This window comes from Actinomadura rupiterrae, assembly GCF_024172125.1.
GTDB classification, from domain to species: domain Bacteria; phylum Actinomycetota; class Actinomycetes; order Streptosporangiales; family Streptosporangiaceae; genus Spirillospora; species Spirillospora rupiterrae.
Map to the genome: position 1 here is coordinate 594,913 of NZ_JAMZEA010000001.1, position 18,987 is coordinate 613,899.

The following is an 18,987-nucleotide window of genomic DNA, read 5'->3' on the forward strand; positions in this document are numbered from 1 at the left end:
GAGGCATGGTGGCCTCCATCCAGCCTCGCGCCCGGCCTGGCGGTCAGCGCGCCAGCCGCTGCGGCGGTCAGCATGAACAAGCCCGGCCCGTCCTCGACCGCCCGTCCGCGCTCGCCGGCCCCTTGAGCTTGGTCCGCAGCCCCTCCAGCGTGGCCGCGGGGTCCTGCAGCCCTCTCATCGCCGCGATCTTCCCTGCCCGGATCGGCTCGGCGGTGTCGGCAAGGATCTCCGCTGCGTCGCGAGACGCCTCGGGCAAACCCGACCCGTCATGCCCGGCCGCGCGGCGGCACCGTCACCACCCCGATCCAACACCCCGCGTCGCGCCCGGCCGCCAGATCTTCCAGGGGTTTCCCCCGGCCTCGCTCACGGCCTCCTCCACCGTTCCCGGTGATGACCAGACGCAGCGGCTTGGCTTCCTCGACCTCCAGCAGCCCAGCCAACTCGGTGATCTGCTCACCAATTTCCTCGATCCGCTACCGGACTGCCGTCTCCCGCCGCGCCAGCTCCGCAAACCATGAGTCCATCGTGTCGCCTGCTCCTCGAACGGTAGAACACCCTCCATGACGAGCTACCGCTTGACACCCCAGCTCACCCCCGGTCCTCGAGCGAGAACCACACCCGGCTTCGAACGCCCACGGGCCACGTTCGTCCACCGCGCCACCCCAGCTCCAAGCCTTCGGCTTCCCCCGCCCGAACATCCCTATTGGACTCCGCAGAGCCTGGCCGAGGTAGCCGGCGCTATCCGAATCTCGACCTCGCCCCAGGTGTTAGCGATCACTCACGTTGAGGATGGCCGCGTCATTGATGGTGAGGATGAGGCAATGCGGAAAGGTCCTGCCAGGGTGTGTCGGCAGGCCCTTGGCGTGCAGGTTGTCGGTTTGGTATTCGCTCTGCCGGAGGGGGATTTTCAGGGCTGGTCGGTGCCGTGGAGGGTGAGCATTCGGGTGATGCCGATAGTGGTGTGGCGCAGCACATCGCAGGCTGAAATCCAGGCCTTGGCGGCGTCGATGTCCAGGTCGGGGATCTGGGCCGCGTGGGGTCCGCAGACCGCGGCGGCCCATTCGGCGTTCACCGCCAGGTGCACGGCCATCTGCGCCAGGACGCGGCGGCGTTCGGAGACGAGGATGTCGTCGGGGACGACGCTGAGGAGTTCGCGGTTGGCCAGTTCGCGGCAGCGGTGGGCGATGTGCTGCCACTGCGTGGCGAACGCGGCCGGGGTCATGCGGGATGCCGGGTGGTCGAGCGCGTGCAGCAGCCGGGAGGCGATGTCGAGGAGTTCGATCGCCGCGGCGTTTTGGGGCATGGAACCCTGGGAATCGGGCGCGGCCAAAATGCTCGCCTAGGGCTGGTAACGGGTCTGTCTTAGTCATCATGCCAGGCGGGGGTTGGTTACTCGGTCGCGATGACTTCATGGAGGCTCGAGCGTGCCGCAGTTTCGTCGACGCTGGTCTTGTCGGCGATGAGCGTAGCCCGCAAGGCTTGGAAGGCGAGGTTGTTGATCAGGCGGGGGCCGCGGCTGGCGGTGACTGCTTGGGAGGGATGCAGGCCTGCCGGGGGCTGGGGCAGCATCGCCATGACGCGCGGCGGACCATCGGTCGACGCGCCGTGGCGTCGGGAGTTGCATCCCGTGTGTGGTGCGCTTCGTAGTTTAGTAACGGTGACGTGAGCCGGGGCGGCAAAATCTCCCATCGGGGCGGGCTCTGCTGCTACCCGGCCGCCGGCCCTCCTCTTCGTGCAGCAACGTCGTCCTGCGGTCAGGCGGTGCGACATGATCGAAGATGCGTGCTGACCTTCTTGGCTTCGCCAACGGTCTAGGCGCGATGAAGCCTCGCTTACGACCGACGCACCGTCACCAGACGTCGACACCGACCTGCACAACCGACCCCCGGGGCGGCGTCAATCAACACACCGTGACGGTGTTCCTTGCCGATGTCATCCCGGCCCAGACCTGGGGCACAGCCCACCTCCTGCCTCGTCGTCGTATGCCGCGACCAAGCGCCGGTTGCCCGCATATGCGCCCGATGCGCGGCGGGAACGGTTGGCGGCGCTGTGCGCCGCGCACGCACCGACTGGGGTCGGCAAGCCTGGTGCTGTACGACGTGACGACCCTGTATTTCGAGATCGATACCGGTGATGGATTCTTTATGACGGATCGCGTGGTCAGCCGGGCGAGCATCGGCGGCACACGCCGCGACCGCACTCCCCGTCCGCGCGGCGGCGACTCACCCCGCTGCCGACATGACCGCCCTGGTGACGGCCGTGATGGCCGGAGTGGTCCGGCCGGGCAGCCGGGCCACCAGGATCCGGCGGAGTTCTTGCGGCGCTCCCTCGACGCGCAGTAGCGCCACGCCGCGCGGCAGTACCGCGGACAGCCGGGCCGGCACTGTGGTGACGCCGAAGCCACCCGCGACCAACTGCAGTTTCGTCAGCCAGTCGCGGGTGCTGTGCACGATCCGGGGGTGTCCCGGGAGACCAGGCCAAACGCCCAGCAGAGGTTCGGAGCTCGACGACGGCGCGGCGATCCACGCGACGTCGGCCAGTTCGTCAAGGTGCACCGACGTCCGCCCGGAGAATTCTCCCGCGGCCGGCGCGGCCAGCAGCAACTCGGTGTCGTCGATCGTGTCGACGTGCAAGCGAGGAGCGTCCTGGCCGGGCGGACGGTAGGGAGGGCGGGCGGGCGGCGAGCACCGCGACATCGACCGACCCGGCCCGCAACGCCGGACCAGACTGGGCGAGGTGCCTTCCCTGGTGCTGACCCTGATCTCCGGGTGAACCGCGGCGAGCCGGTCCAGCGTCGCGGGCAGCAGCATCGCCCCGGCGCTGAGGAACAAGCCGAGCCGGACGAGTTCGGTCCGCGGAGTCTCGCCGGTCAGTTCGCGTTCGGCCGCGTCGAGGGCGTCCAGGATCGTGCGCCCGTGCCGGAGGAGCGCCGATCCTGCCGGGGTGAGCCGTACTCCGCCGGGCCGGCGCTCGAACAGGGCGGTTCCGGCGCTGCGCTCGAGCGCAGCCGCCCCCTCACGCGGAATAGCACCTGCATCATCACACCGCAACCACCAGCGTGGTGTCAGAACTCGTCGACATCACCGACCCGCTCGGCAGGCCGCGATCACACCTGGCAGATGAACGCGGTCAGCCTTGGGCGACAGAACCAACCTCCGTCAGCTCGCTCTTCAACACGGTCCCGCAGAGGGCCTCGTCGACGTAGTCCCACAAGCGAGCGCATCGCAGCTCTCAATTGGCGGTCGAGTCGTCTCGAGGTCCTGGGCGGCCATGTCCCTAGAGCCGTCACATGCAGGCTAATCCCCCACAGCCACACCAGATCCCCCAGGTCCACCGATCTTGCGAAGGACCGCCCGACCCGTGATCAAGAAGGTAGGACGCCCCCGTCACCACAAAGCTGAGCGGACGCTGGCCCGAGCCGACGCGCAACAGACCCGGCAAGTGATCAGCGGATCGCGGCCAGTGGGCGGGGCAGATTCCAGCGGAGAGCGCCGAGGAGGTCGCGGGCGTGCTCGGTGACGGTGTGGTCGGGGCGGGTGGCACTGGCCTGCAGTGCCCGGTCGAGGTCAAGTCCGCATTGCTCGAGCACGATGCTGAAGTCGCGGCGCACCGGTTCGTGCAGGTCATAGCGGTAGCGGCGATGGGTCCGAGCGAACAGTGGCTTGTAGAGGCGGGCGCGTTCGTGCAGGCCGGAGGAGTAGGACATGGGGTTCTTGGGGCGCCGGCGGATGTAGTCGGGGAGGATGTCGGCGAAGGCTTCGCGGACGATCCACTTCTCCTGCCCGTCGCGCATCTTCAATTCCAGCGGCATGCGCAGGGCGAGTTCGACCATGGCGGGGTCGAGGAACGGGACTCGTGCTTCGACGCCGTGGCCCATGCTGGCGCGGTCCACGCGCTGCAGTTCGGTGCGGCACAGGTTCTGGATCTTGTGCAGGAACAGCCGCCGCACGGTCTGGGGCTGCACGTCGTGGTACATCGCATAGCCGCCGAACAGTTCGTCCGAGCCGTCACCGGTGAGGACGATCTTCACCCCGCACTCGCGGATCCGGCGGAACAGGGGAACCGACACCACAGCGTTGATGATGTCGCCGTACTCGGTCAGCTCGGTTATCCGGATCGCTTCGTTGATCTCTTCGAGGCGGATATCGCGGGGCTGCAGCTCGATCACCTCGTGCCGCACTCCGAGGTCGGCGGTGAGTCGGCGGGCGTAGGCCAGGTCCTCGCTGCCGGGCGCGCCGACGGTGAAGGCGACACAGTCGGGATGCAGCGCCTTGACGTGCAGCAGGGTCAGGGTGCTGTCCAGCCCACCGGACAAGATCACGCCGACCGTCAAGTCGGTCTGCACCCGGACCCTGATGCTGTCGCGCAGCGTTTCACGGACCAGCGCCGCCGCCTCGACCGGATCGGTCAACGGCGGCGCCTGGGCGCCGAGGCTGAGCAGATCGAGGTGGGGGGCCAGAGCCGGCGCGGAACCGGGCTCTGCCCAACCGTGATGACCCGATGGGACCTCGCTCACCGGTGCACCGACCGGAACCAGTGCCTTGACCTCCGAGGCGACGTGCAGGCGGCCGCCCTGGCAGGCGAACAACAGCGGTTTGACGCCGAGCGGATCGCGCGCCAGGTACACGCGGCCGGTCTCGCGGTCCACGACGGCAAAAGCGTACTCACCGCGGAGCCGGTGCACCGCCTGCTCGCCCCAGGTCAGAAACGCCTCCATCACGACCTCGGTATCGCTGTCGCCGCGCAGCCGGCGGCCGGCGCTGATCAGTTCGGCCCGCAGCTGGCGGTGGTTGAAGATCTCGCCGTTGTAGCAGAGCAGCCAGCGACCGTCGGCTGACCGCCAGGGCTGGACCGCCCGGCGGCGGTCCACGATGGGCAGCCGCTGGGTGCCGGCGAGCAGGTCGGCGCCGAGGCTGACCTCCTGGATCTCCCCGCGGGGAGCCAGTGCCCCGAGCATCTGGGCGAACAGGGCAGGGTCGGCGCCCGCGCCGACGATGAGTGCGATGCCGCACATGCTGATCAGGCTCCCGTCCGGGTGGTGAAGTGGTGTCGCAGGGATGAGATCGCGGTGGGGCTGAGACAGATGTGCCAGCTGTCGCCCTCGTCGATCACGTTGAGGTCTCCGCGCTCCTGCCGTTCCCACAGCAGCTGCTGAAGGGGGCGGGCCGCTCCGTAGCGGCGGTAGAAGGACATCGCCAGGTCGACGGCGTGGCCGGTGCAGTGCGAGCTGGGCAGCATGGCGGGGTAGCCGAGTGCGCGCAGCCGGTCCTGGTGCTGGAGACTGCGGGTGAGACTGGTGATCCACAGTGGCGGCGTGCCGCGGGGGGCGCGACGGGCGAAGTCGGCGGCCAGCAGTTCCAGCAACGCCACCACCTCGGGGCGGGCCTGAGTGAAGCGCAGACCCGCGGTGTGCGGGCTGCGGTGCGGCGCGATCGACCGGACGCACGCGCGAACGGCTCGGCGCGCCAGCGCGTCGGTCTGTCGGCGATAGCGGACGTCGAGCTCTCTGTCATCGAGGTCGATCAGTTCGTTGGAGGCCAGGACGTCGGCGTCGGTGCGGTAGGCCGCCGTCTGCCCCCACCAGACGGCGTCGATCTGCGACAGCAGGAAGATCCGGATCAGGTCCACCAGGTCGCCGGCCGCGCTCGGACGGGCCGGCCGGAAACGCGCCACCTCGGCCGACAACGCCGCCACTGCGGCATCGGCTCCGCCGGGAACCTGGCGCAGCAGATCCGCGAACACTGTTTCAGCCAACCGCCGCCTCAGCACGTTTTCGAGGTCGGCCCGTCCGCTCGCCAGCCGACGGGTGGACAGCTCCCTGGACAGCTCCGCCACCGCGCCCCGATAGGACTCCAGGCCGCCGACCACCGGCGAGTCCCCGGAACGCTCCCAAGCGGAGGGTGCATGCCCCTCCCCCCAGTCGGCCCCCTCGGCCGTCGAGCCCGCCTCCGGCGATCCCGGCCAAGTCCACTTCATGCCGTTGGCGACCATTTCGCGGGAAAGGTTATGCACCACGCCTCCTCATTTAAGAATGACAACGGTCCACATCCGGCCAAGAACGGACTACCCGATGGAGCGACCCACAACTTCGCGACGAAGAAAAGAATCCCCATGATCGCTCCAGTACCGGTGGCCATACCCTGACCAGAAGCACCTTCCGCAGCGGTCGCCGCATGCACGACGTAACCGACATTACGCAGCGACATTGTCGGGTACGCCCCCTTCGGACACCCAGAGTGCGCGACGCACTTTAGGTGCAGCGCCGGAGGAGGCAGACAATTCCCGGCATGCTCTCCCAGGCCAGACGCGGCGAGCGCCGGCGACGCGTCAGCGGAAGTGTTTTGCAGAACCCCCCGAAGGGCGACCACCCGCTCGACCAATTCGCCCCAAGGATGCCCCCAATGGAGTCAAAGGACTAATTGAAGGCGTCGACTCGTCCGGCTCTGGACTTGCATTATGGCTCGTGTCCGGACTTGTAGGGCGTCGCCCCCGGACGCCGACAGGGGAGGCGATGAGCCTCGAGGCGTCTACAGCATGGGCCCCGACGACGGTCACCGGGGTGCTGGCGGCCAGGGTGGGCCTGATGCCGCCGCCCTGACCGGCGCTGGATCGCCGCCCCCCGGTAACCATCCACTTCACCCCCAGCGTCCGAAACCACCAGCCCCATCCAGATACCGGCGGATCGCAACGCCGCCCGCTCCAGCCGTCACCTCCCTGACAGCCGGCCTGCCTCTCCGACCACCGAGCCGACCGCGCCAGCCAACGCCCCGCGTCGGAGGCCGAGGATCTGACCGTCACGGTCCACCGTGGACACCCCGAGGCGAGACCGCCTGCCGAACTCCCTCGCCGCCGCTCCGCAGGGGGTTGATCCCGGCATCGGACGACCACTGGAGCGGCGGAACCAGTCAGCCGTGCCGGGGCAGCTCCACGGGACGCCGGACCCATCCGAACTCACCCGTCCGACCGCTCACCGGTGCGAGCCCCGAGGCCTGAAAGTGATCGACTGATCCACCGCACGCGAGAATCCCATCTACCACCAGAACGCCATGGTTCGCTGTGGATCAATCATTCGCGACATCGCATCCATAGGTTGGCAATCCAGAGCCCAAACGACAGTGCATTCGTGCCTGATCGTCCGACATGGCGCTTTCACCCCATGCTTTGCGGAGATCTTCCTGCGGTAGCTATCTCCTGGTCGCGAAGGTCGCGGCATCAAGGGAGGGTTCATGTTCCGTGTCATCGGGATGGCCACGACGGCAGCCGCTGCGGGCGTGCTGGGCTTCGGGATGATGGCTGGCACCTCATCGGCCCACACGCTCACCACCGCCACGGCCCACACGGCGGTCACCGACGTCGACTTCCATGACTGCAAGACCGGCACCCGGTCGGTCCACTGCAAATCCAACCAGCAGGCCAGCGAGTGGATGAAGAAGTACTGCATCGGCTCCAACGGCGACGCCCACTGCAGTGGCGTCGGCCGCCAATGCGCCACCCAGGACAACGGCATCATCTGCGAGCAGACCGAAGGCACCACCAGTGACGGCCGTCACCCGCACGGACCGGTCTCGGCCGGCGCCGGCGGTACCTGGCAGACGGGCAGCCCCGCGCTGCTGGCCGCCGGCGCCGGGATCGCCGGGCTGGGCGGCGTCCTGCTGCTGGCCCGCCGCCGCCGGGCAGAGCAGTCCTAGATGTTCCACCATGCATCGGGGGGCCGCTCCGTGCTCGGGGCGGCCCCCCTGGCCGTCGTGCTCATCGGGGTGGCGGTGTTCATCGTGGGCATGCGGTCCCAGCAAGAGCCGCCCCAGCCCGCCGCGCCTGTGCTCTCGGCGCCGGTCGTCACCTCCGCGGCGCGGCCGCTGCCCCGTTCGGTGCCTAGCCGGGTCGTGATCCCGTCGGTGAAGGTGTCCGCGCCGCTCCTGGCGCTGGGACTGGAACGCGACGGCCAACTCCAGGTCCCGCCCCTGACCCAGGTGGAGCGGATCGGGTGGTACCGCCTGGGACCGACCCCCGGCGAGCGCGGGCCCGCCCTACTGGTCGGCCACGTGGACTCCAGGACCGGCCCCGGCGTCTTCTACCGGCTCGGACAGCTCAAGCCCGGACAGAAGGTCAGTGTCCAGCGCAAGGACGGCACCACCGCGACCTTCTGGGTGTACCGCATCGAACGGGTCGCCAAGGACAAGTTTCCCTCCCGCCGGGTGTACGGCGACACCCAACGCCCCGAGCTTCGCCTCATCACCTGCGGCGGAAACTTCGACACCAAGGCAGGCCACTACCTAGACAACCTGATCGCCTACGCCGCCATGTGAGACGACTCCTCCCCCGTGCACAAGCGGGGACCGTACGGGTTGGCCTTTTCGGTCTTGTCCCCTACTCAAATTCACTATGTGGGCCCGATCCCGATGCGGCGGTCAACCATCTGCTCGCAGCTGTCGCCGACGGCGCCCCGGCCCGGGGCCCTGCGGCGCCATCGGGTGGCCCGCCGGCTCGGGTCGAGCGCGGCGGCATGGGAGCCGTACACCTCCTCGAGAGACCTGCGTCCCCGCATGGCCTCGCTATAAAGATCATGCTGCCGCAGATCGCGGTCACGGCCGAAGCAAGGCAGCGATTCCTCACTGAAGCCCGCCTCGCACAAGAGCTGTCGCACCACCACATCGTCACATTGCATTCGGTTGCCAATACGATGACATCTTCTTCTCCACCGAGAGCATTGCGCCGCAGGCAGACCAAGGAAGCCGCCAAACAGCTCAAGCGGTTACAAGGGTCCTGCCCACGGGCGACCGGCTGCTGCAGCAAAACATGGGGCACCCGCCAACGTCGGCTCCGACCGGGGCATGCCCCTACCTTGTCGGGCAGGTGTTGGGTCGTGCCGGGTCAGTGTCGGGCCGGTGTTGGATCGGCGTCGGGCCGACGTGGCGTCATCAAGGCGGAGGCCGGCCGCGGTCCGAGAGCCCTCCGCGCTCCGCCACTCCCCAACGGAAGGCTCTCGGCCCTCGCGCCCGGATCCGTTGGCCGAGTCCCATCCGCCAGAGCCCGAACCGGTGCCGCAGTCGGCAACCCCGCTGCCTCCTCGGTCGAGCCCCAACTGGTCATCGCAAAGCCCACCCCGGCCCTCCCAACACCCACTGGACCGCAGGCCGCGGCCTCACAACGGTCCAGCAAGCGACGCACCTCACGGTTCGCGCCGCATTTGAGGCACATGTGCGATGTGCCTGGCCGCCCGAAGGTCGGAATCGGTCCGTGACGGTCCTGCTGCCGGGTGCTCTCCTCACCTGATCCCCCCCAGGGGCACTGGACTTCGGTGCAGGGTGAGCGCCGGCTCGTTGCCGTTGGCCGCGGTGGAGCACCCCTGGCGTCGCATAGGATCTCCGCGTTCGGAGTTTCGCTGCGCGCCGTGTTCTGTTGGACGTTCTCGGGACGGTCCACCGCGGTCGTTGTGGGAGTGGGCTGGGGTCGGACGTGGTGAATCAGGTGCATGAGGCCGAGCCCGACTTCGGACCAGCCGATCAGCAGGAGCGGTCCGACCGCGCCGAAGGCGGCACGTTCGTAGGCGGACTGGGAGATCGGGCCGGCGATGTTGAGTCCGAGCGTCGCCGTGCCGAAGAAGACCAGGAGGGCGCGGGCCGGTCGCAGCTGTCGCGGATGCACGCCGCGCATGATCAGGCAGCGGATGCCGGCGAGCAGGCCGACGGCCAAAGCTGAAAGTGAAGCTGAGCGCGGCGATCAGCACCAGATGATGGTCACCACGGGCCGGTGGCCGCCTCCTCTTTCAGGCACGCCTCGGTGAGCGCGGTGAGCTGGTTCACGACACGCTCCTGATCTTGTGATCAGCAGCTGGCGTGGCTTGGCCGCCGGGGTTGTCTCCCACTGCGTGCGGGTGCTCGGGGCGGCGGAGTCGGCCGTCCAGGGAGGTGGCCATGCCGAGGTCGGTAGCGGGGGTGAGGTGGGAGTAGATGGCGCTGGTGATGGCGGCGTTGGCGTGGCCGAGCCGCTTGGACACCGACTCGATACCGTGCAGCGGGATCAGCGCGGTGGCATGCGCATGGCGGAGCCGGTGCGGGCTGGGATCCTTGGTCAGGCCCCGCTGGAGCGCGAGCGCCTTCACCTTGACCCAGCGGTGGTTGTGGAAGTTGGTGTTGCGCCAGATGCCGCCGCCGGGCGAGGAGAACAGCAGGTCGGTGGGGCGGCGGTCGGCCTGGCGGGCGATGATGATCTGCGCGACGTCGGTGCCGATGGCGATGGTGCGGAAGGCGTTCTCGCTCTTGCCTTCGGCGGTGTCGATGTAGGGCTGGCGGTTCTCGTCCTCCTTGGCGACCTGGGCGATGGTGAGCAGGCCGCCGATGATCTCCCCGTCCTCGGCGCGGGTGAGGCGCACATCGCAGGGGCGCAGCGCGGTCAGCTCGCCCCAGCGGATGCCGGTGCCGAGGATCAGCGCGGTGATGTCGCCGGTGTCGTCGTCGACCGCGTATGCGCAGTCGATCCAGGCCGCGAACTCCTCCACGTCCAGGACATGGTGGGCCTTGACCGGGCGGCCCTTGCGCGTGGGCAGCCTCACCCAGCGGCAGGGGTTGACCTCGCAGTAGCCGCGCATGACCGCGTAGTCCAGGACCGGCGCGAGCACCGTGCCGTGGATGTTGCGGATGGTCTTGGCCGAGTAGTGCTTGGGCGGCGTGCGGCCGTAGACCTTGGTCCGCATGTAGCCGACCCAGCCCTGCCAGATGTCCAGGGCGGCCGCCTGCCCGATCGGCAAGGCGCCGAGCGGGCCGACGGCCTGGCCGCCGGGCAGCAGGACGGTGGCGGGCTCGACGTGCGCGGCGTAGAGGCGGCGGTAGTCGGCCACCGTGCGGCGGTCGGCGTCCACCAGGGTCGCCAGGTACTCCGCCACGACCTCACCGAAACCCAACGGCTCCGGTTCGGGTTCGGGTTCGGGTTCGGCGGTCAGCAGCCGGAGACCGCGGCAGCCCTTGGGGTAGCCCTCCGGGCGCCGCTCGCCGGCCAGTTGCACCCGCGCGGCGAAGTCGCGCGCGGTCGTCAGGGAGTCGCACGTCTCGCCGTCGGTGCGGCCGGTGCGGTGGCCGCCGACACGCCAGCGGACGCGCCAGGTGACCCGGCCCGAGAGGTTGGTGCGGCGTTCGATGCTCGCCACGATCTCGCCTTTCCGGTCGTGGCTTGCCGCTCCAGCGGAGCTCCCGAAAAACCTGGTGTGCCATGGTGTTCCCAGGATCTTGAAAAGCCCAGACCTGATCACGTTCTGCAGTTCAGGGGCCGATGATCAAGTAGGGCGAGCAGTGCTCGAACCAGCGACCTCATCCGGCAACGATGGAGCTGGAGCTTGGCATGGGGCACCAGCATCACGTTCGAGCGCCCGCGCCCAACGGGCGCCCCACCCTTCCACCACAGCGCCCTGACCGGCCGGGCCTCAGCCCAGACAGCCGGCGCCGCAGACCCGGCGGTGGCTCGCAAGCCAGGTAAGTCAAGCATGGTGAGCACAGCCGCCGCAGCGCGTTCGCATTTGACCGGATGGGGGCCAGCGGTCCGCTCCGCTGGGCACGGGTCCACATGCTGAGCCGACCTCTGCAGGGCAGCCAGCCACCCCGCCCTTTACATGTTGACAGACAGGCACTCGTGGGCGCACTCTAAGCCTGACATTGTCAGATAGGAGGGGTCGATGCCCGACGACGATCGCTTCCCAAGGTCCCTACCGCCGAAATGGTTGGCCGTGCGCCGCGCGTTCGAGCGGGGCGACGTCCTGGACACACTGTCCAGGTTGGTGGAGAAGGCCCTTGCGGACACCCTGCGCAGAATCGGCGGCGTCCCGGCCCTCCAGGAGATCAGCGACGAGGCTCATCAGGTAGCGCGGGCGCGGTGCGAGACCCTGCCTTTTGAAGGAGCGGTTCCGCACCTCCGGCGCCGGTACGACCGTCTGCCCCAGACCGAGCTGACCTACCAGCGCACGCGTGTCCTGCTGGAGACCAGGACCGAGGAGCTCGCGCAGAATCCGGAGACCACTCGGCGATTGATCGCTGTGGCCGTTGTACGAGCGGCAGCACATCAGTTCGGGTTTGGGCGCTTCCTGCCGAACCTCGTCGACAGTGACCGCTGGGACGCCGCCGAGCTGCTGCAACGCAGCGAACAGGTACTCGACCTAGCGAAGCTCGACAAGCTCGCGGAGGCGCTGATCCGCCACCCCGACGGCAATGGACTTCAGGCTCCCAGGCACAAGAGGCAGCCGATCGCCCTGGACACGCCGCTGGAGGATGTGTGATGGACGCGTGGGCGACCTTTGATTTTCGAACGCACGCAGGCCCCGTCCCCGGTGCCGTCCGCTGGGGGAAGGAAGTCCGGCTCAACGGACGACCCGTGATGGACGAGCTTGCACAGGTCATGCCGCCGCTGGCGGCCGACCTCATCGAGATCGCCACGGCGGCTTACACCGCGGACCGTCGACAGGCCCGCGACCACGGCGACCCATGCCAGATCGCATGGTGCCGCAGACTCCGCCTGCACCTGCCCGTCCGCTGTGTGGACGTGTGGCAGAGCCACGCCGGCCACGTAGGCGAAGTGCTCCGCTGGCTGACCGACGATGAGTGGGAGCTGGTCTTTCATCCGCTCGGTGCTTCCCACACGCCACTTCGGGGCGCCCAGGAATACCTCTTCTCGGAGGTTCCCGACCGAGCACGGGTCGTCCTGTTCAGCGGTGGGCTCGACTCCACGGCCGGACTCGCAGCAGATCTGGCGGCGGCCCCCGACGCTGCCGTTCTGGCCGTTCGGGTCGTCACCAGTAACCGCATGCAAGGCATCCAGGAGAGCGTCCTTCGAGCACTCGGCCACCGTGTCCGCGACTGCCGCCTACCCCTCAACCTCGCCGCCGGCACTTCCCGAGAATCTACGCAGCGAACCCGCGGCTTCCTGTTCCTGGCCGCCGGAATCGCCACCGCCCTGACCGCGGGCAAGCAGACGCTGCGCGTGTACGAGAACGGCATCGGCGCGATCAACCTTCCCCTCGTTCCTGCCCAACGAGGCTCCCAAGCCACCCGAGCCGTCCACCCGCGCACCCTACAGATGTTGGAGCGACTCACCACCTCCCTGACGGGCGCCAGGTTCCGCATCGAACTGCCCCACCTATGGCACACCAAAACCGAAATGCTCCGCCACGTGCCCCACTGGGCCATCAAGGCCTGCATTCGGTCGGTCACCTGCGACATAGGGTTCGCGACTCATGTGCCCGGACGGCCTGCTTGCGGCCAATGCACTTCCTGCATCCTGCGACGTCAATCAGTCCTGGCCTCCGGCCAGCCCGTCCTGGACACCGCCCAGCACTACGACAGCGACCTCAGCTCGGCACGCGATCGCGTACCGATCACTGCCACGCTGTGGCAGCTCCACCGGCTAGGCCAGGCTCTGCGGGCCGCCGACCCATGGACTGCGCTGGTGGAAGAGTTTCCGCAGGTCCTGGATGTCCCGGCGGTGGGAGAGGAAACGGGACGGGCCGCGGTCCTGCGCCTGTACGGTCAGTACTGCACTGAATGGAGGGCAGCAGCCCGAGAGTTCGGCTTCAACCTGCACAAATGGGGACTGGAAGGGGCGGCGGCCGCATGACGAGCACCGACACCACACTGCCGGAACGGCTGCGTGTCGCCCGGCAATCAGCCGGTGTCACCCAGCAGCAGGCTGCTACGGCTCTGGGAGTGAGCCGACCATTGCTCGTGGCCATGGAGAAGGGAAGCCGAAAGGTCCGTCCAGAGGAGTTGGTGACTCTCGCATCGCTGTACCGGCGCGAGGTCAGCGACCTCCTCCGCCCGCAACCCCCGGTAGAGGGCATCGGCGCACAGTTCCGGCTTGCCCTTCCCAGCAGGGTCGACGAGGAGAAGCTGCACGATGCGATCGCAGAGATCGAACGCCTCGCCGACGACTTTCTCGACCTGGCCAGGCGGAGCCGGGTCGACCTCCCCCGCCGTTACCCCACCGAGTTCCGGCTCACCGAAAGCGACCTCGCCCCTGCGGCCGAAGACCTGGCCCTAGAGGAGCGCCGCCGCCTCGGGCTGGGCGACGGCCCGGTCCAGCAGCTGCGCGAGTTCCTCGAAGACGAGGTAGGGCTGCGGATCTTCATGCCCCGCCTGCCGTCCAAGATCGCTGGCGCGATCGTCTATGCCGAGCCCCTCGGCGGATGTGTGGCAGTGAACGCGAACCATCCGGTGCAGCGACGTCGATGGACACTGGCGCACGAATACGCCCATTTCCTGACAAGGCGTGATCGCTCGGAGGTCACCACGCTCGGCGGACGAAGCAATGCCGACGAACGATTCGCCGACCTGTTCGCCGCCGACTTCCTGATGCCGCGCAGCGGGGTACGCCGGCGTTTCCTCGAACTCACGCGAGACCGGGAACGCGGAAAGCCTACTGTCGCAGACCTCTTCCACCTGGCCCGCGCCTTCCGCGTCTCCTTCCAAGCGATGACCCATCGCCTTGAAGACCTTGCTCTCATCCCTAGCGGAACTTTCGACAAACTCGAGCCCAGGTTGCGCCCAGCCGAAGCGGAGCGCACCCTAGGACTGTCCCCTGATCACGAGTCGGCCGAGCTGCTGCCGGTGCGGTACCGCTTCCTGGCCGTCGAACTGTTCACCAACGGGGAGATCACCGAAGGACAGCTCTCCGCATACCTGCGGACCGACCGGGCCCAAGCCCGCGACGTCGTCCGGGAGCTGACCACCAGCAACGACGTAACGGGAGGCGGCATGCCTAAGCCCGTGCGCTGGAACGAGCCGGAGTGCTGACCTGGTGCGCATTTTGCTGGACGCCTGTGTGGCGCTGAATCTCGAGGCAACAGGAGAGTTCGACGCGATCTCCCACGCCCTCGGCGTAATGTTCGCCATGCCCGCCAAGGCCGCCGAAGAGGTGCTCTACCTCATCGATCTTGTCGACGGCGAGAAGACCAAGACCCTCATCAACCTCAGCTCCCACGTCGAGAAGGAGACCCTGGAGCTACTTCTGCTCTCCCCTGGCGCCGAGACGGCGACCTTCGTGGACCTCGCCACGAAGGTGGAGGACGGGGAGGCCCAATGCCTGGCGCTGGCAAAGCATCGGCGCCTCGCCTTCGCCACCGATGACCATGCGGCTCTCAAGGCCGCCGCCAGGATAGGACTCCCCGCGGCAACCAGCACGCCGCGCCTGCTGAGGAACTATGTCGACCAGGCTGGGCTCAGCCAGCAAGAAACCGGCCTGATGCTCCTCGCCGTAGAATCCCGCGCACGCTTTCGGCCTCCCCCCGGGCACGCTGACTTCGCCTGGTGGACCACCCGGCGTCCCTAGCAAGCGCGCACCGTCGCTGTACGGAAGAAGCCACTACAGGGGCGGTGTTCGGCAGGCCGACGGCACGCACAAGCGGGGCCACCCCAGCATCATCCCGGCCGACCGCCGCCCACAGGGCACCTCTGGAGACAATCTTCCACGGCATGGATTCGAGCGAACTCGAATGACCTTGAGCCGCCTCGCTAACCAGGGCCACTCATCACGGCTACAGTCGGCAGGCGATCATCCACCGGTTCACACTGCTGGTCGGGCGACCAGGACCGCACAGCAAGACGGCGGGGCGCTCCCCGTGCAGGCAGCGCCCCGCCGTTCTTGACGAGCTGGCGCTTCGAACCGCCGTTGCGGGCGGGTGTTCGAACAACGCCGTTCTGGTGGAGGTGGCGGGAATCGAACCCGCGTCCTTCGGTGATGAGTCAGGGCTTCTCCGGGTGCAGCCTGCTTGACGCTTTCTCAGCCCCGGCGCTCTCGCAGGCGAGTCGCCGACGGGCTCAGTCGCTGTTAGGTGTTCTCTACTGCCCCGCGACCGGGCGGCAGAGTGGAGTCTCCTGATGATGCCGGATCCCGGGGCGGAGACGTACCCGGGCCGGCAGAGTCGCTACTCGCCTCAGGCGGCGAGAGCGAACTCGGACTGCTTCTTGTTGGCAGTTATAGGTTTGCTGTCACAGGATTTACGAGGTCACAACAGCAACCCTCGACCCGCTTCCCCTGGCTCGACCTACCGAAGTCGAGACCGGTCACCCCCATGTTGACTTGTCAAGAAGTCGGACGCCTGAGCATCCACCACCAGACACTAGTCGGTCAACGCGCGAGATGCCAACGGGATTCCCCGGGGCCTGGGAATGGTGACGCCCCGGTGGGGCGAACGTGTCGCACCCACCGGGGCCGACCGGCAGGGTCAGGGCCGGTCCGGACGGCAGAGCCTCCCCCGAGACGAGGCTCTGATCTCATCACAGGCGACTGAGTCCGCAACCCCCCGAGCGGGATCAGTCACCTGTGAAGACGTCCAAGACGGGCCCGATGGTTGCGCCGGTCACGTCAAGAGATCACAAAAGCCGGCGGGCGGGTGGCGTTCAGTGCTTCGTCGGCTCGTTGGCTGGACGGGTCGGGTCGGTGGTCGGCTGGGTGGTGTGGCCCGGCTGGTTCTGCCCGCCGCCCGACGGCTGGCGCGGCCCGGTGCCGGGGTTGGTGCCGGGGTTGGTGCCCTGCGGCGGCTTGGTGCTGCTCGGCGGGGACGGCGTGGTGCCGGTCAGGAAGGTCGCGGCGATCTTCGCCGGGTTGACCTTGCCCTCCACCGCGATCGCGAACGCCATGTCGTCGCGGAAGCCGACGAACCAGGAGACGTACTTGGTCTGGCCGCCCTCCTGGTAGGAGACCACCGTGCTCACGCCGGAGACCTGGCCGCCGCTGCTGACGTTGGCGTCCTTGGCCGAGCCCGACTGGACGGACCGCCGCACCATCCGCTTCAGGTCCCCGGTCGCGACCGGGGAGAGGATCTGCGGCTGCGCGGACGGGGTGTCCACAGGGTCCTTGGTGATGTACGGCGGGCGCCACGTGCCGGACGACACGGCCGCGGCCGCGGCGGCCATCGCCAGCGGCGAGGTGGTCACGCCGCCCTGGCCGGTCGCGACCAGCGCCTTCTGGCCGTCGTTCGCGGCTGTCGGGACCTGCCCGGCGAAGGACGGGAACAGGCCGCCCCAGTCCTTGCCGAGGCCGAACCGGGCCGCCGACTGGCTCAGGGCCTGCGGCGGGAGCTTGGCGGCGAGCTGCGCCAGGGTCGTGGCGCAGGACACCGAGAAGTCGCGTTCGAGGGTGCTCGTGCGGGCCGCCTTGCCGGACGGGTTCGCCACGGTCTGCCCGCCGATGTTCGCCGACGCCGGGCAGTCGGCCTGGGTGTCCTTCGGGACGCCGTTCTGGAGCAGCGCGTCCGCCGTGATGAAGGAGAACGCCATGCCGGGCGGGTAGTGGCCCTCCATCGCCTGGTCGCGGCCGCGGGTGCCGTGGTTGGCCACCGCCAGCACGTCGCCGGTGCCGGGCCGCACCACGACCAGGGACGCCGGGTACTTCACGTCCGCGAGGGCCTGGTCGGCGCGCGGCTGGATCTTGCGGTCCAGGGTCGTGACGACGGGCACCGGGTCGTGGCCGGGCCAGGAGTGCAGCGTGGTCACGCTGGAACCGGCCGGGTCCTGGGCGACGACCTCGATCGTCGGGGTGCCCGCGAGCCGGCGCTGCATCAGCAGCTGCAGGCCGCTGACGCCGATCGTGTCGCCCGGCTGGTAGGGCGCGCCGACCTGCTGCAGCCGGTCGGCGGTGGCCGCACCGAGCTCGCCGACGACCTCGGGCGCGAACTGCGGCTGGATCGGCGCGTTGACGATCTTGAACCGCAGGCCGTCCACCCGCCGCAGCCGCTCGATCAGGGTGTCGCCGCCGGCCCGCTGGAGGGTGAGCAGCGGCAGGAACGCCTGCGGCGGCGCGGACTGGACGCGGCCGAGCAGCCGCTCGCCGTCCAGCCGCCGGCCGCCCTCGATCTTGGTGGTCTTCACCATCTGGTCGATGGTGGCCTTCGGGTCCTTCAGCTCCCCGGGGATGACCCCGACCAGGTCGGCGGGGACGGCCTTGAGCACCGACCTGGAGTTCTGGTCCTGGATGGACGCGCGGGACGGCACCTGCGTGACGACCGCGAGCCGCTGCCCGGACCGCAGCAGCGGGTGGATGATCGACGGGTCCCAGCGGATCTTCCAGCTGCCGCCCGTCTGGAGCAGGTGCATCAGGCTGGTGTAGGTCCAGGGCTCGCCGTTCTCACCGAGGTCGATCTTGACCGAGAACTTCGCGGTGGCGGTCTTGCCGGTTTTCACGACCTTGATCATGCCGAGCTTCAGCGCGGCCGCGTCGAGCTGGCCGCGGACGCCTCCGAGGGCGGCCTCCACCTGCGCCTTGTCGGTCCCGGTGGTGTGCCCGGCGGCGGCCTTGTAGTTGCCGACCTCCCAGGCGACCAGGAAGTCCCGGACCGCGGGCATGGCCGACCGCTCGGCGAAGCACGCCGACGCCGAGCCGCCGACGAGGACGACGCAGGCCCCCGCCGAGATCGTCCGGCGCGCCCTGCTGCGGCCTCGGAGGTTCATCGACACCCTTCACCGTCTCCTGAGCTTGGCCGCGACCGCCTTCTGCATCTCACGGTCGGCCTCGCGCTTGGCGATGGCCTGGCGCTTGTCGTAGGCCTTCTTACCACGGCCCAGCCCGATCTCGATTTTCGCGCGTCCGTCCCGGAAGTAGAGCGCCAGCGGGATCAGCGTCCAGCCCGGTTCGTCGGTCTTCTGCTCGATCTTCGCGATCTCCTTGCGGTGCAGCAGGAGCTTGCGGCGGCGGCGCGGGGCGTGGTTGGTCCAGGTGCCCTCGGTGTACTCGGGGATGTGGACGTTCTCCAGCCAGACCTCGTGGTCCATGACGTGCGCGTAGCCGTCGGCCAGCGAGGCCCGTCCGGCGCGCAGGGCCTTGACCTCGGTGCCCATCAGCACCAGGCCGGCCTCCCAGGTGTCGACGATCTCGTAGTCGTACCGGGCGCGCTTGTTCTGGGCGATCAACTTTCGCCCCTGCTCACGTGGCACGGGAATTCAGCCTCGGTTCTGGTCGGGTGACGCCGGCCCGCCGTCCGGAGGGCACACCCGTCGGACGTCGGAAACGTGC

Annotated in this window: 16 protein-coding genes, 1 other RNA gene and 1 pseudogene; 9 read left to right on the forward strand and 9 right to left on the reverse strand. The window is 68.7% G+C overall.

Annotated features, from left to right (window positions below; all coding sequences use genetic code 11):
* Positions 1–5: 5 nt before the first annotated feature.
* Positions 6–518, forward strand: a complete 513-nt coding sequence (locus FHU30_RS02750; RefSeq protein ID WP_253871052.1) for a hypothetical protein — start codon at positions 6–8, stop codon at positions 516–518.
* A gap of 389 nt (positions 519–907) precedes the next feature.
* On the opposite strand, the gene FHU30_RS02755 is transcribed toward FHU30_RS02750, so the two are convergent.
* Together FHU30_RS02755 and FHU30_RS02760 are read right to left on the reverse strand one after the other, a co-directional pair.
* Entirely contained in the window at positions 908–1,303 is a 396-nt protein-coding gene (locus FHU30_RS02755; RefSeq protein WP_253871054.1) for a hypothetical protein, read from the reverse strand.
* Positions 1,304–1,389: 86 nt separating this feature from the next.
* Positions 1,390–1,575: a hypothetical protein gene (locus FHU30_RS02760; RefSeq protein WP_253871056.1), complete on the reverse strand. Its 186-nt coding sequence runs from the start codon at positions 1,573–1,575 to the stop codon at positions 1,390–1,392.
* 400 nt (positions 1,576–1,975) lie between these two features.
* Between FHU30_RS02760 and FHU30_RS02765 the strand changes: the two are divergent.
* A pseudogene (locus FHU30_RS02765) lies at positions 1,976–2,141 on the forward strand (IS1634 family transposase); the annotation flags it as partial.
* Between the two features lie 81 nt (positions 2,142–2,222).
* Here FHU30_RS02765 and FHU30_RS02770 read toward each other — a convergent pair.
* The 3 genes from FHU30_RS02770 to FHU30_RS02780 all read right to left on the reverse strand — a co-directional run bounded on the left by FHU30_RS02770 (position 2,223) and on the right by FHU30_RS02780 (position 6,015).
* On the reverse strand, positions 2,223–3,050 hold the full coding sequence (locus FHU30_RS02770; RefSeq protein ID WP_253871058.1) for a LysR substrate-binding domain-containing protein: 828 nt from the start codon (positions 3,048–3,050) through the stop codon (positions 2,223–2,225).
* A 395-nt stretch (positions 3,051–3,445) separates the two neighbouring features.
* Positions 3,446–5,014 carry an asparagine synthetase B family protein gene (locus tag FHU30_RS02775; protein ID WP_253871060.1) on the reverse strand — a complete coding sequence of 523 codons (1,569 nt, stop codon included), beginning with the start codon at positions 5,012–5,014 and terminating at the stop codon, positions 3,446–3,448.
* 5 nt (positions 5,015–5,019) lie between these two features.
* A complete protein-coding gene (locus tag FHU30_RS02780; RefSeq protein ID WP_253871062.1) occupies positions 5,020–6,015 on the reverse strand; it encodes a DUF5715 family protein in 996 nt (331 codons plus the stop codon).
* A 1,211-nt stretch (positions 6,016–7,226) separates the two neighbouring features.
* Between FHU30_RS02780 and FHU30_RS02785 the strand changes: the two genes are divergently transcribed.
* The 3 genes from FHU30_RS02785 to FHU30_RS02795 all read left to right on the forward strand — a co-directional run bounded on the left by FHU30_RS02785 (position 7,227) and on the right by FHU30_RS02795 (position 9,699).
* Positions 7,227–7,688, forward strand: a complete 462-nt coding sequence (locus FHU30_RS02785; protein ID WP_253871064.1) for an LPXTG cell wall anchor domain-containing protein — start codon at positions 7,227–7,229, stop codon at positions 7,686–7,688.
* Between the two features lie 30 nt (positions 7,689–7,718).
* Positions 7,719–8,306 carry a class F sortase gene (locus tag FHU30_RS02790; RefSeq protein ID WP_253871066.1) on the forward strand — a complete coding sequence of 196 codons (588 nt, stop codon included), beginning with the start codon at positions 7,719–7,721 and terminating at the stop codon, positions 8,304–8,306.
* Positions 8,307–9,468: 1,162 nt separating this feature from the next.
* Positions 9,469–9,699: a hypothetical protein gene (locus FHU30_RS02795; RefSeq protein WP_253871068.1), complete on the forward strand. Its 231-nt coding sequence runs from the start codon at positions 9,469–9,471 to the stop codon at positions 9,697–9,699.
* A 100-nt stretch (positions 9,700–9,799) separates the two neighbouring features.
* Here FHU30_RS02795 and FHU30_RS46865 read toward each other — a convergent pair whose 3' ends face one another.
* Positions 9,800–11,143, reverse strand: a complete 1,344-nt coding sequence (locus FHU30_RS46865; RefSeq protein ID WP_253871070.1) for a tyrosine-type recombinase/integrase — start codon at positions 11,141–11,143, stop codon at positions 9,800–9,802.
* 522 nt (positions 11,144–11,665) lie between these two features.
* Between FHU30_RS46865 and FHU30_RS02805 the strand changes: the two genes are divergently transcribed.
* The 4 genes from FHU30_RS02805 to FHU30_RS02820 all read left to right on the forward strand — a co-directional run bounded on the left by FHU30_RS02805 (position 11,666) and on the right by FHU30_RS02820 (position 15,306).
* Positions 11,666–12,262, forward strand: coding sequence for a hypothetical protein (locus tag FHU30_RS02805; RefSeq protein ID WP_253871071.1), 597 nt, complete (start codon positions 11,666–11,668; stop codon positions 12,260–12,262).
* 98 nt (positions 12,263–12,360) lie between these two features.
* Positions 12,361–13,596, forward strand: coding sequence for a hypothetical protein (locus FHU30_RS02810; protein WP_253871072.1), 1,236 nt, complete (start codon positions 12,361–12,363; stop codon positions 13,594–13,596).
* Positions 13,593–14,771, forward strand: a complete 1,179-nt coding sequence (locus FHU30_RS02815; RefSeq protein WP_253871073.1) for a helix-turn-helix domain-containing protein — start codon at positions 13,593–13,595, stop codon at positions 14,769–14,771. Before FHU30_RS02810 ends, FHU30_RS02815 begins: the two co-directional genes overlap by 4 nt.
* Before the next feature lie 4 nt (positions 14,772–14,775).
* Positions 14,776–15,306, forward strand: a complete 531-nt coding sequence (locus FHU30_RS02820; RefSeq protein WP_253871074.1) for a hypothetical protein — start codon at positions 14,776–14,778, stop codon at positions 15,304–15,306.
* A 369-nt stretch (positions 15,307–15,675) separates the two neighbouring features.
* On the opposite strand, the gene ssrA is transcribed toward FHU30_RS02820, so the two are convergent.
* The 3 genes from ssrA to smpB all read right to left on the reverse strand — a co-directional run bounded on the left by ssrA (position 15,676) and on the right by smpB (position 18,908).
* Positions 15,676–16,048: a transfer-messenger RNA gene (gene ssrA / locus FHU30_RS02825) on the reverse strand.
* 328 nt (positions 16,049–16,376) lie between these two features.
* On the reverse strand, positions 16,377–18,425 hold the full coding sequence (locus tag FHU30_RS02830; protein WP_253871075.1) for a penicillin-binding transpeptidase domain-containing protein: 2,049 nt from the start codon (positions 18,423–18,425) through the stop codon (positions 16,377–16,379).
* Positions 18,426–18,434: 9 nt separating this feature from the next.
* Positions 18,435–18,908: an SsrA-binding protein SmpB gene (smpB, locus tag FHU30_RS02835; protein WP_253871076.1), complete on the reverse strand. Its 474-nt coding sequence runs from the start codon at positions 18,906–18,908 to the stop codon at positions 18,435–18,437.
* Positions 18,909–18,987: the final 79 nt, after the last annotated feature.

Excerpts from the sequence above, each read along its gene's own strand:
- FHU30_RS02760 (WP_253871056.1), bottom strand. The coding sequence starts at position 1,575 with ATGGCGATGCTGCCCCAGCCCCCGGCAGGCCTGCATCCCTCCCAAGCA.
- FHU30_RS02805 (WP_253871071.1), top strand. The coding sequence starts at position 11,666 with ATGCCCGACGACGATCGCTTCCCAAGGTCCCTACCGCCGAAATGGTTG.
- FHU30_RS02830 (WP_253871075.1), bottom strand. The coding sequence starts at position 18,425 with ATGAACCTCCGAGGCCGCAGCAGGGCGCGCCGGACGATCTCGGCGGGG.
- FHU30_RS02810 (WP_253871072.1), top strand. The coding sequence starts at position 12,361 with ATGGACGAGCTTGCACAGGTCATGCCGCCGCTGGCGGCCGACCTCATC.
- FHU30_RS02815 (WP_253871073.1), top strand. The coding sequence starts at position 13,593 with ATGACGAGCACCGACACCACACTGCCGGAACGGCTGCGTGTCGCCCGG.
- FHU30_RS02755 (WP_253871054.1), bottom strand. The coding sequence starts at position 1,303 with ATGCCCCAAAACGCCGCGGCGATCGAACTCCTCGACATCGCCTCCCGG.
- FHU30_RS02750 (WP_253871052.1), top strand. The coding sequence starts at position 6 with ATGGTGGCCTCCATCCAGCCTCGCGCCCGGCCTGGCGGTCAGCGCGCC.
- FHU30_RS02775 (WP_253871060.1), bottom strand. The coding sequence starts at position 5,014 with ATGTGCGGCATCGCACTCATCGTCGGCGCGGGCGCCGACCCTGCCCTG.
- FHU30_RS02785 (WP_253871064.1), top strand. The coding sequence starts at position 7,227 with ATGTTCCGTGTCATCGGGATGGCCACGACGGCAGCCGCTGCGGGCGTG.